The sequence below is a fragment of the Bacillus sp. C-3-6 genome (assembly GCF_054509685.1).
This window is the reverse complement of the sequence record NZ_JBSSBE010000003.1, coordinates 31,740-46,411: the sequence shown is the minus strand read 5'-3', so window position 1 is coordinate 46,411 and position 14,672 is coordinate 31,740. Positions and strand designations below refer to the sequence as shown.

General features: G+C 31.2%; 18 protein-coding genes. 10 read left to right on the top strand and 8 right to left on the bottom strand.

Annotated features, from left to right (window positions below; genetic code table 11):
• Positions 1 to 177: 177 nt before the first annotated feature.
• Positions 178 to 1,020, bottom strand: a complete 843-nt coding sequence (locus tag ACW0JX_RS29265; protein ID WP_459245980.1) for a nucleotidyltransferase — start codon at positions 1,018 to 1,020, stop codon at positions 178 to 180.
• A 487-nt stretch (positions 1,021 to 1,507) separates the two neighbouring features.
• Complete coding sequence (locus ACW0JX_RS29260; protein WP_459245979.1) at positions 1,508 to 2,773, bottom strand: Y-family DNA polymerase; 1,266 nt, start codon at positions 2,771 to 2,773, stop codon at positions 1,508 to 1,510.
• 277 nt (positions 2,774 to 3,050) lie between these two features.
• Between ACW0JX_RS29260 and ACW0JX_RS29255 the strand changes: the two genes are divergently transcribed.
• The 3 genes from ACW0JX_RS29255 to ACW0JX_RS29245 all read left to right on the top strand — a co-directional run bounded on the left by ACW0JX_RS29255 (position 3,051) and on the right by ACW0JX_RS29245 (position 5,030).
• Positions 3,051 to 3,326, top strand: a complete 276-nt coding sequence (locus ACW0JX_RS29255) for a MerR family transcriptional regulator (protein ID WP_196303453.1) — start codon at positions 3,051 to 3,053, stop codon at positions 3,324 to 3,326.
• Positions 3,327 to 3,395: 69 nt separating this feature from the next.
• Positions 3,396 to 4,205 (top strand): hypothetical protein, encoded by an 810-nt coding sequence (locus ACW0JX_RS29250; protein WP_050845659.1) that lies wholly within the window; start codon positions 3,396 to 3,398, stop codon positions 4,203 to 4,205.
• 222 nt (positions 4,206 to 4,427) lie between these two features.
• Positions 4,428 to 5,030: a DUF3967 domain-containing protein gene (locus tag ACW0JX_RS29245; RefSeq protein WP_459245978.1), complete on the top strand. Its 603-nt coding sequence runs from the start codon at positions 4,428 to 4,430 to the stop codon at positions 5,028 to 5,030.
• Between the two features lie 145 nt (positions 5,031 to 5,175).
• Here ACW0JX_RS29245 and ACW0JX_RS29240 read toward each other — a convergent pair whose 3' ends face one another.
• Positions 5,176 to 5,838: a restriction endonuclease gene (locus tag ACW0JX_RS29240; protein WP_459245977.1), complete on the bottom strand. Its 663-nt coding sequence runs from the start codon at positions 5,836 to 5,838 to the stop codon at positions 5,176 to 5,178.
• 37 nt (positions 5,839 to 5,875) lie between these two features.
• Positions 5,876 to 6,028 carry a hypothetical protein gene (locus ACW0JX_RS29235; protein WP_196303454.1) on the bottom strand — a complete coding sequence of 51 codons (153 nt, stop codon included), beginning with the start codon at positions 6,026 to 6,028 and terminating at the stop codon, positions 5,876 to 5,878.
• Between the two features lie 551 nt (positions 6,029 to 6,579).
• On the opposite strand from ACW0JX_RS29235, the gene ACW0JX_RS29230 reads away from it, so the two are divergent.
• From ACW0JX_RS29230 to ACW0JX_RS29215, 4 genes are all read left to right on the top strand, one after another.
• A complete protein-coding gene (locus ACW0JX_RS29230) occupies positions 6,580 to 6,810 on the top strand; it encodes a hypothetical protein (RefSeq protein ID WP_459245976.1) in 231 nt (76 codons plus the stop codon).
• A gap of 39 nt (positions 6,811 to 6,849) precedes the next feature.
• Positions 6,850 to 7,071: a hypothetical protein gene (locus tag ACW0JX_RS29225; protein WP_459245975.1), complete on the top strand. Its 222-nt coding sequence runs from the start codon at positions 6,850 to 6,852 to the stop codon at positions 7,069 to 7,071.
• 178 nt (positions 7,072 to 7,249) lie between these two features.
• On the top strand, positions 7,250 to 7,435 hold the full coding sequence (locus tag ACW0JX_RS29220; protein ID WP_050845662.1) for a hypothetical protein: 186 nt from the start codon (positions 7,250 to 7,252) through the stop codon (positions 7,433 to 7,435).
• Positions 7,436 to 7,481: 46 nt separating this feature from the next.
• Positions 7,482 to 8,063: a Fic/DOC family protein gene (locus ACW0JX_RS29215; RefSeq protein WP_459245974.1), complete on the top strand. Its 582-nt coding sequence runs from the start codon at positions 7,482 to 7,484 to the stop codon at positions 8,061 to 8,063.
• 316 nt (positions 8,064 to 8,379) lie between these two features.
• Here ACW0JX_RS29215 and ACW0JX_RS29210 read toward each other — a convergent pair whose 3' ends face one another.
• The 4 genes from ACW0JX_RS29210 to ACW0JX_RS29195 form a co-directional block, all read right to left on the bottom strand.
• Positions 8,380 to 8,859: a DUF2691 family protein gene (locus ACW0JX_RS29210; protein WP_254490184.1), complete on the bottom strand. Its 480-nt coding sequence runs from the start codon at positions 8,857 to 8,859 to the stop codon at positions 8,380 to 8,382.
• A gap of 305 nt (positions 8,860 to 9,164) precedes the next feature.
• Positions 9,165 to 9,386, bottom strand: a complete 222-nt coding sequence (locus ACW0JX_RS29205) for a hypothetical protein (protein WP_404485902.1) — start codon at positions 9,384 to 9,386, stop codon at positions 9,165 to 9,167.
• Positions 9,387 to 9,613: 227 nt separating this feature from the next.
• Entirely contained in the window at positions 9,614 to 10,933 is a 1,320-nt protein-coding gene (locus ACW0JX_RS29200; protein ID WP_459246004.1) for a relaxase/mobilization nuclease domain-containing protein, read from the bottom strand.
• Positions 10,934 to 10,949: 16 nt separating this feature from the next.
• Positions 10,950 to 11,657: a hypothetical protein gene (locus tag ACW0JX_RS29195; protein WP_459246003.1), complete on the bottom strand. Its 708-nt coding sequence runs from the start codon at positions 11,655 to 11,657 to the stop codon at positions 10,950 to 10,952.
• A 258-nt stretch (positions 11,658 to 11,915) separates the two neighbouring features.
• On the opposite strand from ACW0JX_RS29195, the gene ACW0JX_RS29190 reads away from it, so the two are divergent.
• The 3 genes from ACW0JX_RS29190 to ACW0JX_RS29180 all read left to right on the top strand — a co-directional run bounded on the left by ACW0JX_RS29190 (position 11,916) and on the right by ACW0JX_RS29180 (position 14,669).
• Positions 11,916 to 12,452, top strand: coding sequence for a DUF3801 domain-containing protein (locus ACW0JX_RS29190; RefSeq protein ID WP_367152916.1), 537 nt, complete (start codon positions 11,916 to 11,918; stop codon positions 12,450 to 12,452).
• Between the two features lie 68 nt (positions 12,453 to 12,520).
• On the top strand, positions 12,521 to 13,027 hold the full coding sequence (locus ACW0JX_RS29185; RefSeq protein WP_459246002.1) for a hypothetical protein: 507 nt from the start codon (positions 12,521 to 12,523) through the stop codon (positions 13,025 to 13,027).
• Between the two features lie 667 nt (positions 13,028 to 13,694).
• Positions 13,695 to 14,669 carry an alpha/beta hydrolase gene (locus ACW0JX_RS29180; RefSeq protein ID WP_072941906.1) on the top strand — a complete coding sequence of 325 codons (975 nt, stop codon included), beginning with the start codon at positions 13,695 to 13,697 and terminating at the stop codon, positions 14,667 to 14,669.
• Positions 14,670 to 14,672: the final 3 nt, after the last annotated feature.

The window sequence follows — 14,672 nt, the reverse complement described above, 5'->3', positions numbered from 1 at the left end:
GTGGTAAAAATCGGAATGATAATTTAAGTATTAAATAAAGGTCCGTTTACTTGTCTCGTGAAGAGTTAATAGGGGTATCGCCAGCATTTCGGAAAAAAACCACGCTAAGTAAAAAATAAGCTGTCCATATGGACAGCTTATTTACATAAAATTCGAAAGCGGAAGTTAATACTTAAGCTATATTTTCATACTTAGTTCTCTATTTGGATTGTAAAATTGTAGCCATTCATTGGCTTGATCAATCATCCATTGTCCGAACTCATTTAAGAATGATAACAATGTTTTTGTATCTATTATGGGTGTTATCACGTATTCAAGTGCTTTTTTCATATCATTTTCCTTTTCAGGAAAGTGTTTTGAAAAAAGTTTATAGGCGGGGTACAAATCTCTTGTATATACCTTTTCCTTGGTTATGATAAGTGCAAGGCCCGCTCTTATTATGTTTTTCATAATCCATTTACAACAGTCTTTAATATCTTCTGTATCAGTGTTGTCTTGAAGGTCGTCACAAGCATTTTCAATTTGTTTCTTCAAGTGAATAAGATGATTGTTTGCTAAAGGTTCATTCGCTTTATAATTTGGTAATTGAGGTATTATATCTTCTCCAAATACACATACTCCATGGGTTTTAATTATAAAACTCATTACAGAAAAAGATGAGTTGTTTAAGATATCTTCTAAGGAGTGAAAGCTCAGTTCAATACCATCCACGCAACTATGTTTTTGATTTAATTCATGTTCTATTTTTTTTGTCCAACTTAACTGTAAGTTGTTAGGGTCTTGTTTGACAATAGCTATGCTATCTAAATCAGCTATTCCTTTAATACCTATTCCTTTTGGAATGGATCCTCTTATATATACACTGTGTAAATCATTTCCGAGATAAGTGGAATATATGTGAATCACATCGTCTATTATTGGGAGAAAAATAGGATTAATCTTGTTTTTATTTGAATGGTTAATAATATATCCTTCTTTATCTGTCATGCATAAACTTCCAATTTCTTTAATAGTAGTCATAACATTCCTCATTTTCTTATTTTATGGTAATTAAATCTATTATAAAGCTCGTTCCCTTTTCTGTATATCACATACATGATCGGTTAACATAACGTCCTATTATCGGTAGCAAGGATAAAGGGGGAACCCTACTCTCACAAGGGAACCTTCTTCTTTCGTTCTATGGACCTATGCATTTTTTTATACATTCCTATTATGGCGCGGTTTTAGGTTTCTCGTTAGTTACTGGATTAGCCAAAAAACTGTATATAATCTTGCATACTCTTAGCGTGGTTTTTTTCCGAAATGCTGGCGGTACCCCTTTAAACGCTGACAGAAATATATTTAAAAATCAGTTCCAAAATTTATTAAGCCAAAAAATCTCCTAACATATTAGCCATATATAATATGTTAGGAGGTTGATATTTCAATTTTTTTGGGATTTAGGTCTTGATAACAAACGGAGACCATTTGATCATTCCTCTTCCTTTTGGCATATTGACGTTACTCATGCCTTATGCCCCCCTATCAGTGAGTTTCTGTGTCTAGCTGTAGCGCTATGTGTATAGAAAATCCCACGTAAAATACTGTTCTTCCCAAACCTTGTGCGTATTTCATCCATTACTTTTGTTAGCTTCATTTCTTGTTCTCGTTGCGTGATATTATCGAAAAGAGAAATTTGTTCCTCCCCTTCCCGAATTAGATTCGTTAGAGAAATGTTTATGCTGCGGATGGGTTCTCCAGTATATTGTTCATGTAAAAAATATGTACAAATCTTATAAATATCCATTGTTAAGTTAGTAGGATGGCTTAAAGTATGTGTTTTTCTAATCCCATCGTTATAACTTTTGCTATAACCAACAGAAAATTGAACGGTTTGAGCAAGTTTATTTTGTCTTCTAAGGCGATAACAGACTTCTTCAATATGTTCCAATAGAACAATTGGGAATTCTTCTATTGTATAGTCACGCATTAGAATTTGGCTTTTTCCGATTGAAGTTTTAGCAGGGACGTATTTCTCCGAAATACGGCTGAAGTCGATGCCATTACTATGTAAGTGCAATTCTTTACCTATCTTGCCGAAACTCTGTTTTAAATATTTAAGAGGGTAATTGGCTAAATCTTCGATTGAATGTATTCCCTTTCGATTCAACTTTTCTTCCGTTTTGTACGAAATGCCCCAAAATTTATTAAGTGGTCGTATGCCCCATAATTTCGTAAGGACATCTTCATACTTCCAAAGAGCAATCCCGCCTTTGTTCTTCTTTGCTTCAATATCTAAAGCAATCTTATTCATTAAAGGGTTCGGAGCAATTCCGATGGTACATTCAATGCGTGTATGTTCATATATTTCACGTTTGAATTTCATAGCAAATTCATAGGGATCGTTAGCAAATAAATGAATGCTATCAGTAACGTCCAACAGAAATTCATCTATGGAATATTGGTGGAAATTCTCATAAGGAACGTATTGTAAAGCTAACTTTGTTATGTAATTAGAGCATTTTATGTAAGTATTCATAATCGGATTCACAACAAGAATATCTTTTCTTTGAGGAATCTCGTAGAGCCTTGCCGTCTTCTTTACGCCCAGGGCTTTTAAGGGTGGTGTTGCAGCAAGAACGATTGAACCATTTCTATTTACATCGCCGACTACAGCTAACTTTGTATGCATGGGATCAAGTCCCATTTTGATGCAACTCACTGAAGCGTAAAAACTGCGTAAATCAACACATAAGATGATTCTATTCGGTAGGATTGAATAGTCATACACTGTAATTCCCCCTTAAATATAAAAGAACGTTTGTTCTTGTTATACGCGAACTTAAGTTCCTTTATAAAGAGAGTTTAATTAAAAAATCACATACAGAAATTAAAAAGAACCTGAAGGGTTCTTTTATTGATATTTTATTTTGTATATTCTATGGTCTTACGCCATCGAGAGATTAGGCGAAATATCCAAGAATCCAGAGAAAAAATCTACTACTTCAAAAATGTATGAAACTATAGCGCTACAGCAGACGAATCTTCTATATTCGAAGACGGAATTAATGAATAAAGATGTTAAAGAGTTTGAGATTAGTGAGTTTCCTGTAAAGTTATATAGTCTTAAAGATCTATTAGATGGTATAGAAGATCTTAATATAAAATTCCGGTATAAAGTCATAGTTTATCGCTATCTGAAGCAACAAGGTATTCCAAAGATAAAGGTGAAATCACTTATACGATATAGAAGAGAAGATTTAGAAAATACAGCTGTGTTTTCGCTACCATTAGTGGTAGATAAAAAAGAAATACTATTAAGTGTTGAAAAAATTCTAAAGTAGAAGATATAATTCACTAGGTTCTTATTATACGAGAGCTGTTTATATAATAAAGGGGGTACATGGTACATAATGAAAAAAAAGAAAATAAGAAATGAGGAAAGAAAAGGAGGTAAAGTTCCTAAGATAACTAAACTGGAACGTGTAAAAAATAGTCCATACTATGTTGAATATTGGTTAAATGGAGAGGTTGAATTGAAACCGATTAATGAAACCAATTATTATGACGCTTGCGAAAGGGCTTTTGAAATCCTAAAAAACGAGAAGGATTTGAAATTAAAAAAAGATGCGAGTATAAAACTAGTAGACAACAGGAAAACATTGGAGTATTCCTTAAAGTGGAAAAAACATCCACCTCTATCGGGTGATGGAGGTTATTTCACGAATTTTGAACTGGGGTCACAAGAGGATAAAAAAGAGACTGAAGTTAAACCTGAGACTCATTTTATACGTAAATATGGAATACCCTTAACTGTATTTGCATTTGGGATGTTAATGATTTTGATTCCATGGTTTTTAAATGTAATAGGCTTATCAGAAGAAGAGTTCTTTAAAGAAGAAATGTTGAAAAACAAATATTATTGGTTTGTGGTAGCTCTATTTTATGGGATTGTTTCGTCTTTTGCTAAGGCAGAAGGGATGAAAAGTGCAAAAAGTAGGGGAAGTATTCTCTATTATAATTTCATACTAGATTCACCAATTTGGTTAGGAGCGATAATGACCATGAGTGTTTTTTATGAAACAAATGCATTCGGAGATAAAATTTGTATGAAAATAGGTGCTGGTTTAATTGTATTTATCCTCTTAGTATTTAGACTGGCGATAAATTATACAACTGAAGTGGACAAGTATTATAAAGATAAATTTAATAAAAAATCTTAATGAAATAAAAGGACTCTGGAGTGAAAGGAGTCCTTTTATTTGTAATAATAGTGAATAATTTAGATGAACTATATATGTTTATTATAAAAGTAACATATAAAAGGAATTATCATTCTTTATTCTGACAAAATCCAGCAAAGACCGTACGAGTTTCGTCGATGAATTCTTAAAGGGTTCATCCCTTCTATATTGAAATTCTCTAATAGGAGGTGGCATAGCGCTATGTCAAAAGCAGAGATAGTATATACCAGCAATGAGGTCTATAGTCGTTTAGGGATAAGTGGAAGCACTCTGAGAAAGTATTCGGATGTTCTTGAACGTGAAGGATTTGATGTAAGAAAGAATACTCGAGGAAGAAGGGAATATACTGAGTTTGATGTTGTACTCATTGAACAGTTAGTAGAGTTGAGTAAGCAAGATGGTATGACTTTAGAAAAAGCTGCGAAAATGATTGCAAAGCAGTTTGGAATTGATAATAAGAAAGAGGAATCCCAGGGGACAGATCTAGTTCCATATCAAATGCAGTATCAATTCCAGCAACAATATAGCGCTATGATAGAAGAAATTAATAAGGTACAGCAAGCTAACCTATTAGAAATGGAAAAGAGACTCGGTGATCGTATAGATCAAAGAAACAAATTAATCGAGGAAGATATGAAAGATCGTAAGGAACGTGAAAAAAGGGTAGAAAAGAGGTTAGAACTACGGGATGATAATCTTATGAAGATGGTCAGAGAGATTCAAGATGCAAAACGTACTATTGTATCCGCCCAGGAAGAAATAGCAGCAGCCAAAAAGAAATCCTGGTGGAAGTTTTGGAAATGAGTACATTCATTGTTGGGTGTACTCATTTTTGTGGAAAATGGGAAAGATAGAGAGTGTTTATTTTTCTTAAGTTGATGGGCATGTGGCGATACTCCAGTTAGAACTCTTTAAATGAAAAGAAAAAGAGCTGGATTTTCATCACAGCTCATGTATGGATTGGTTCTGTATGTGTACATGTAGGATATTGAGAACAGCCAAAGAACTTATTCCCTGTTTTATTCGAATTTCTAACGACTAAATGATTTTTACATGCTGGGCATTTCCGTTCTGCAGGTTTTACCCCTTGATATACATCTTTAGCCGAATATTCGGGATTAATTTTATTAATCAATTTCTGAAGTTCTACACGATCTATTAGTTTTACATTGCATGCCTCCGCTAATTCTTTCGCTTGCCTTGTATAAACGCTGTTCGTGACAACCCATCCTTCATGCGCTTTGTAATAGGCCTTTGCTGCATATATCTCTTGTACAGCACTGATGCCGACTCTGTTTTTCAACCCGTATCTTTTCGCTTGGATTACAATACGATTTTTCCCCTTTAATACAAGATCAGCTCCGAAATCATTTGACTGCTTTGTGACCGTTGGAGAATAACCCAACTCTCTAAAGAGAGCTTTTAGGTACACTTCAAATTGATGTCCGTCCATTTTGTCTATATATCGAATACCAGACTTTGCCATTCGCTTCAGTATTTTTCGCTCCTGGGTCTTCCAGTACATAAATTTACAAATACCAAAAAGAACATAAAGGATAAAACCATAAATCAAAATCTGTAATATGTTTGACATGTTTGGTAGATTATACACTTCTCTCCACCTCTTTAATTGGTTTCATTTTCTTTGGTTAAGCTGTTTGTTTTTGCTGCTGTTCACTCACTTGTTTTTTCCGAACATCATTCCAATCTTTTTCATTCATTGGAATATCCTCTTTTAGATCTACAAAGCATTTCATTGTCTGAATGAAGTCTTTCCCAACCTTATCGTTATCAACTACCATTATGATCCACTTTAGATCCCGCTTTTACATCTATTTAAAATCCTATACTAGTAGAAAGAATGACTCCAGTTGCTAATGCACCCCCAATTATCTTTTTCATAATAAATACATATATCCCTTTTTTATGAATTTATATTAATTATAGCATTCCATATTAAAAATTCCGATAAAAATAAACATACAGTTTCAACGAATTGAACCAAACGTTTTATTTTTTTTGAGATATTTTTGGTATAATTTATCAAAAATAGATAATTATTAATGCTTCGCCCCTATTTTGGTATCGAAGCGAAAATATTTCATGCTGATGCTTTAGAAGAAACAAATTGTAATTTTTGTGGAGGGAGTCTTGTTGATGAAGATACTGAATTCCCTAAACTTTGTACTATAAAAGAGGATTGTCTTGAATTTCATAAAATAATAAGTAATATATTTATCGAACATGTAGAGCAAGCAGTAATCGTATTAAAAATATATCATCCCTTAGATTTATACCTTCTCTTAAAAGAAGTTAGAAGTATGCGGAGTGATAGTATTATGGAATACGAGTGTTGAACAACGCCTCTGAAGTCGATGATGAATGCAAAGACCTTGCTCAAGACCAAGCGAAAGATTATGAATACTGGACACGTCGTGAATTTGTAATTGAAAACATTCTCTTAGAAAGGCAGGGTTATTTTTCTGAAAAGAACACTGATAAAGTATTAGAGTTTATGACTAATCAAATTACAAAATTAATAAAAAAAATAAAATTTCCTGAAATTAAACAGGCTGTTAAATGAATCAATTCCTTTTCTTATCATAAAAGGAGGGTTGTTTTAATGAAGCAGGGCTATGTCATTGAGATTGAATCTGGTTACTATGGTAAAGATGGTCCCACTAACCTTTCAAACGCTGAATTCTTTGACAACGAAGAGGATATAAACTTTTATATAGATATACTTAACCAAATGGGAATTGAAATCATAGACGTTTCCCATGCAATGCTTAAAAAGGTACATTTAAACAGGAGGGTGACAAATGTCCGATTTGGAGCTAGTTAATATACTTATTTCATTATCAGGTATATTAGGATTTGGTCTACTTATGAACCATATTGTGACTACAATAAAAAAGAGCATCAATACTAATACTTAGTTACTTCCACAGTAACTGAAACAAAAAATATTTTCAGAAATATCTAATTGTAATAAAATAGATTTGAAAGGGGTTTACCAAATTATGTTTAAAAATGAAAAAGAGCTAAATAAGGCTTTTGAGGCTGCTAAAGCGACTTTAGAAATTGAAGGAATGACCGTTACAAAAGAAATGGAAAAAGTTATGAAGGCAAAGTTAGGAGGGAAGATAAATCGGCAACAATTGACTGAACTAGCCGATATTATCGCAAGACGTGAAAAACGCGAATGAACAATCGAAATATTGTTACCCTGGAACTGATGTGTTAAAAAATAAAATGGATTATCAAGATAATGATCTACTTAAAAGTTTTGAAACTATCATGACCGGTGTTAGAATTGCAGAATTACAAGCGAAGCCTATCACTGGAAACTTTGATTTAAAACACTTACAAGAAATTCATAAATACATTTTTCAAGATGTATACCCCTTTGCAGGAAAACTACGAGAAGAGAACATTGCAAAGGGGTCTTTTCAATTTGCTCATGCCTCTTTTTTAAAGGACCAGGCAACCGAATTATTTAAACAATTAAAAGACGAAAATACATTAAAAGGATTAAAGATTGATGAATTTTCAAACAGGGCTGCACATTATATGGCTGAAATAAATGTTCTCCATCCATTCCGTGAAGGAAACGGACGTACACAACGTGAATTTATTCGCTGTCTAGCCTTATCAAATGGATATTCTCTTGAATGGGAACTTGAAAGGAAAGAAGCTGTATTTAATGCGTCAGTAAAATCAGTCCTAGACCCTACAGATCTTAGCAAAATAATTAAAAATGCAATTACCAATCATGACCCCGACCTTAAAATCGCTAAACAATTTAAAACTCAGAAGCAAAATATCAGTAGATAAACTCATCAAGGGATTTTAACAATCATTCCGGCTTAAGTCACTAATATAACTTTAGTTATTATAAGCATTAATGCAAACGCTTAAATGTATACTGATTAATCTTTTCTTTAGGTTTATATATCTATTATGGTACGTGAAATTATTTTATAAGCAATTTTATTTCTACTCATTCTTTCTAATCAAACGTATGTTGTTAACTTTTAATTAAGGAGGATGTCATATGATTTTGCCTAAATACACATTAAAGAGATGGCAGAATCCCTCAGCAAAAAACAATCTCATTATTTATCTTTAGATATGATAACGCATGCGTTAGTCAAGAGAAACGCCAGTTTGCAGATTTATCTATAAATTGAAAATCCTCATATCCTTGTGATAAAATTTCTTGTTTTATATTCGGAAAATCCTCTATATTTTTTACGAAAACTGCTATCTCATAACTGTCTATAATTACAAACATTAAACTACATTTACTATTTAAAAATTCAGGGATAGTATTTACTGAAAGATTACTTATTTCGAATGTTGGTATTTCGTATGGATACGCTCCAAGGTTTAAAAAAATTGGATATAAATCTGTTGTCGTTAACGCTTCTTTTAACTTACCTCCAGTTTCAAACTTTTTGTTATCTAAAAAGTTTTTATCGCAATATTTATTATTAGTGAATACTAAACAATCGTTTTCAGGAATGTGCCAATTGTAATTCTCTATCTTAATGAATAATTCTAATATGCTCCCTATTCGCAAGTTGCCTTTTTCCATAGGAACTTTGAAAAACACACCGATTTTCTCCATTTTTTAATCCATCCTTTTGCTTTTTAATTTACTCCTTATTGAACTAAATTACCTGTTAGTTCAATAAGGCTGGCTTAACTTCATTAGATGATTGATGAAGTTTTTGTTTGTTGAAATTTTTTCCATACTAATCACATACCTTTTTTAGATTAATAGTATCAGTATGTCCAAGTTTTATAGACTTTTTGTATCAGTACCTAATTAGGCTCTATTTCAGATCACTAAAAATCAACTAAAAATTTCCAAGTTAACTTTTTTGAAGTTTCATTTCAGAAGTGTTATACCACTCCATAAAGACCTTGCTATTAATATAAAATAATAGCAAGGTCACTCTCCTTTTTTACTAATGTTTTTAAGTATTCATATCCTTCTCTTGTAATCAGTAGCTCTCTACCTATCATTTTTACGCTACCCTTCAATAAAATATTTGAATCCCTCTTCCACAAAAAATATATATATTTAGGGTTTTTTCCTAGCTTTATACTCGCTTCACGAGCCGTTAAGATTTCATTCCATATTGATGACAAAAAATGTGCCACCTCCAACATTTTATTTAGCACGTATTAATGGGCGATGGGACTCCAACCTTAAAATTCAACAATAAAGCAAAAAAGTTAGGAGAAAGAGATCAACTTGCCCGTAAAATCCCAATTGATTCTACTAATAATCAGTGAAAGGGCCTCCACTGATTAAAGTTTCACTTTATTTCATTCACAAGGTACTATACAATATCCTCTTTTAATTTTGTATAATTTTATCGTTCATTTTCTATTTTGCGTTGCCGCTGTTTTGGTTGCTCCTGTTTTTTTACTACCACTTCTTTTTCTTTTCCTAAACTTCCATAAAGTAAATTTCGTTCTTTCGTCATTAGTGACAATTTATAATGCAATTCAGATTCATCAGTTATAGCATAATTCTTTTCTAGATAATTCACATCACGTTTTGCAACATCGTACTCTTTAAATTCATAATAATGTTCTTGTTTAAACGCCATTTTATTTTTAGCTTTTTTATACGTAACGATTAAAGGATAACTTTTTTTATAAGTTTGGAAACACCCCTTCATTTTCTTTAATTTAAAAATTTCATTATCAATACCTAAAAGCTGCTTTTCAAGGCTGTCAATTAGTGCTTCCTTATTTGCTTCAATTTCAACTAGTTCTGAAAGTGAAACATTTAGTTTATATAGTTTAGAGCTTAATTCATTTAGGTAGTTAATATTTTGTTTAGTAGCCCATTTTAGTAGTCCTTTATTGTTCTTAAATTGCTCTTGTGACTTATCTATCCATTGTCTATTAATTATACTTGTTTGGATTGGTGAATAACCTTTGTTTTCTATTCTGAATCTGATAGAGGATTCAAGGTAATTAAATCCCATTGTTTTAGTACGTATAAACTTCCCTGACTTCGAATTCTTAAACGATAGATATTTTCCTTGCTTATGCTCATATCCTTCCTTTTGCATTAAACCTAAAAATTCATTAAACGCATTTGATTTTGATATGTTTTTATCAATTGTTTCTTCTAAATTTCCTTTGAAGGATTTCTTCTTTGATTTAGCTACATATTCGTTAAAAGCTAAATATTTTTTCCTTCCCTTTCTTCCTTCTTCGATTATCGACAAACCATATTTTTCAGAGATTTTATCATTTTCTTCGCGTAACCTCTCCAAAGTATTTACACGCTTTGAATCGAACATTTTTAATTTATTAAAATCAATATCATTGAAAATAATATGATTATGTAAATTATCTGTTTCTGTGTGTGTAATGACTACATATTGATGATTGCTCTTCAAATAATTATCCGCAAATTCTACTCCGAATTGATGAACTTGTTCTGGCGTTAAATTATCCTCACTATCAAACGATTGTATTATCATTCTTGCGCTCATGTTTTTATCACTATTATTCTTCTCATTGTAGTCAACTAAAATACTTTTAAAATCCCTATCTATTGTTTCTATAGAACACTCATAAGATGTAACTAATTCCTCGTTTGTTTTATGATTTTGCATACAGTAATTAATGACAGCTTGCAAGTCTTTGACTTTTTGTATTTTAACAATAGACATTGTAATCAGTCCCTAATTAATAAATTTCATATTCATCTAATATATCTTTCAGTTCAAACCAATCATCATCTTCAAAAATATTATCAAGTTTGGATAACTTAAATTTTAATTTCTGAGCAAAAATAAAAATACTATTAGCCATTTTTATTAATTGATTATCGTCTAAATTATATAACGTACGTCCATATAAATATTGCCATACATATTCTGTTACTTCCTTATCTTGTTCAGGCGAGTTTTCTATACATTCTATAATATAAACAAAATCTTCTTTTATCTTTTCGTACACCTCTTCTAATACTAATTTTTTTGGTATCTGTATTTGATTTTCAGATAACGCTTGTATTAATTTTTCCTTTTGTTTTTTACTCAAGCTATCGCTATTAAACTTGGTTTTCAAATCAATTAATCGGTCATATTCGGTATTGATTAAATTTATAATTTTCTTCTGATTAACTCTAAGGAAATCAATATCATTATCCGTGTAAATTCTATCTGTATTAATCCTTCTAATTAGGCTATTTATATTCTTACCAATGTAATTTATTTCTTTAGCTAAATTTCTATAAACCGTCATATCCACTTCAAGTTTGAAATGTGTTTTTGCACTATCAATAAGAAATGCTGATACAGTTTTATATCCCAAATCAGTTGCTTTATTTTTTACAAATTCCTTATCTTCTTTTGATAACGACAGTTTTAAATCTGTTTTAATTCTTGGCATATAAAAAATCCTTTCTTTAAAAAATTCGAGCAAAGCGACAACAAATAAATAAGTAATTTTGTAAAAATTTCTTATTTATATTTGTAATGGTCGTAGGAATCTCCTACCAAGTCAAAAACATCGTTTTTGGGGTGTGTGGTCACACACCCGTAGCTTGCCTTCTACTAAACTCTTAATATTTTCTTTCCAAAATCATATCATCATTTTCCATTATATGGTACAATGTTTTAAATAATTTGTTAGGGGGGAAATACTGTAATGGTTTCAGTAGATGAACATACACAGGTAGCAATGGAGATAGTGTCACAGGGTACAAAACTATCAGGGGAATTACTATTAAAAGTATTGAAGGCTTTAAATGATCTCTTATCTAGCGATGATAAGCAAAAAGATTTTATTATAAAAGATAATTCAAAAGAAGGTAAGCAAAAAATAAACGACTTGATAAATAAGCATAAAGATGGCGTTGTAGCTTTAGATGAAAATATTACTAAACAACAGTTAAAAGATTATCAAAAAGAGTTTAAAAAATTGGGTGTCGATTTTTCAGTAGTAAAAAATCAAAAAGATGATTATTCATTTTTCTTTGCTGGTCAACAAACAAATGTTATTGAAAAAGCATTAAAAAATGTTATTGAAAAAAAAGAGCGTGCCAAAGAAAATGAAAAAGAAAAACCTAAACAAAAGAAAGTTGATTTTTCAATGAATGGCGTTGCAAAACTTGATAAAAAAATCAAAGAAGAACAAAAAGAAGTATCAAAAGATAAACAAAAGACACAATCAATTAGTCGATAGTAATTTAAAACGATGGATAAAGAATATTCATCGTTTTTTTAAATCTCATAAAGAGAGGAATGGTCATTATGGATAAAGAGATAGATAAAGCTTCATATAGAACATTATGTGAATTTGAAAAAAGTTTCCTTGAAAATTTCAAAGAAAAAGATAATGGAAATATAGAATTTACTTCATTTGATTTGGAAGATAAAGAAAGAAAGGTTCCTATTCAATCAATCACATATACTTCCTTTAAAGACTTATTTGAGGCACAATATAAAGATTCCTTTTTAACAAGTATTGAATCATTAGATTTGAAAGAACTAGATAATAAACTAGGAGCTGGTACATTAGAAACTATAATAGCCAGGGATCCAATTATTCGTATTCGATATGAAGAAATAACAAAAGAACGAGACTTAGATAATGATGGAACGCCCGATCGGATAGATATAGACGACACAAGAAATTCTGTTCAAACTGTTGGAGATTTAGACAAAGTAAAAAATTCAACCAATAAAGAAACAGAAGAGGATAATGAAGAGAAGAAAGAGAAGAAAACAAAACGTAAAAGTCATGATATGGAACTATAAAGGAGCGAATATCTATGGGTATTCTAAAGTTTATTATTAGGACAATTATAAAGCTATTAATATTTACGATTACAATTTCGTTCGCAATTATCAAGTTTGTGATTTTTTTTACTCTAATATTTTTAACACTCGGAGCTTTTGCATCAAGAACTCAAAAATATTAATTATCAACTCCCTGTATTCATTCTAATAACAGCCTTCACATATAAAGCAAAAAACAAACTACTACTACCTTTAATCAATCTAAAAAAATTCACTTTGGTTTAAAGCAGCTTAAAACCGCCTATCGGTTTATTTGGTAGGCGATTTTTGTATTTTTATAACACTTATTAAATATATGCCTTCTTAAAGATCTCTTTTCCTTTCTTTTGGGATACTAGCAAGTTCTGTTTATATTTTTTATAATTATGTTCTAATTTTTGTAAATTAAAGGAATTATCAACAGGACGAAAAACAAAAACCATTATTCCGCTCTAATAATTCCGAAAAATACAATTATTTTATCAATTTAATACAATAAGGGCATTATTCCTTTTGATTAAACCGTTTTAAAATTATACAATGTCAATATAATGAAAAAAATTCATTATATTGACACATTATAGAGAAAATAGAATTTTAGATTAGGTGAAGTGTCGTACTTCATAACAAACTGGAGGGTTACATTTTGTTTCTTTCAAAAGCAATAGACCTATGTGCTTTATATGATCTGCATAGGAAACGCAGTCAAAAATTCCAATATTCCTCTATTTCTAATAAATATATAGGAATAGATAACATCGAAGAGTTTTATAAAACTAGTCCAGTTGATATTCAATTTAATATGGGCGCATGGGATAACCCAAATTACAAAACGGGTAAATTTGAATACGAAAGTTCAATCAAATCCGGTATTCCATGTAATGATACAGTAACAGGTGAAGCCTTTATAAATAAGGATGAATATTCACCAAATGTGATACTTGTGCATGGTTGGAGAATGGATTCTACAAATAAACTTAAAAACATATTTCAACAGAAGATGGTGGATTTAGGCTGGAATATGTATTATTTTTCAATGCCTTATCATTTTGATAGAGAACCAGAGGCTTCTTTGTATAGTGGTGAATACATGATAAGTGCTAATGTGGAGCGAACAGTTGAAGCATCTCAACAAGCGGTAGCTGACTTACGTGCGCTAATACATTGGATTAAAGAAAATAAAAAGGGTCCAGTCATACTGATTGGTATTAGTTTAGGTGGCTTTATTACAAATTTAACAACTTTAGTTGAACCACAAATAGATGTATTAGTTTCTATTTTCTACGCTAATCGCCTTTCTTACTCCATATGGAAAACCAATCCTGGAAAATATATAAAAAAAGACTTACAGGAGCATGGTGTTACATATGAAGATTTAATAAATCATTGGAAAATTACTGACCCGAGTCAATCTGTTCCAGTAATGAATAAAGATAACATTCTATTAATCTCTGCAAAAAACGACCAGTATGTTCATATTGAGGATACAGATTACTTATGGGAAGCGTGGGAGAAGCCAGCAAGATATGTATACAACGGTGGCCACGCAGGAATTGTTTTAAATCGCAATAAAATTGCTACTGACACTATCCAGTTCATCCGAAAACGGATAGAAAGCTAATTT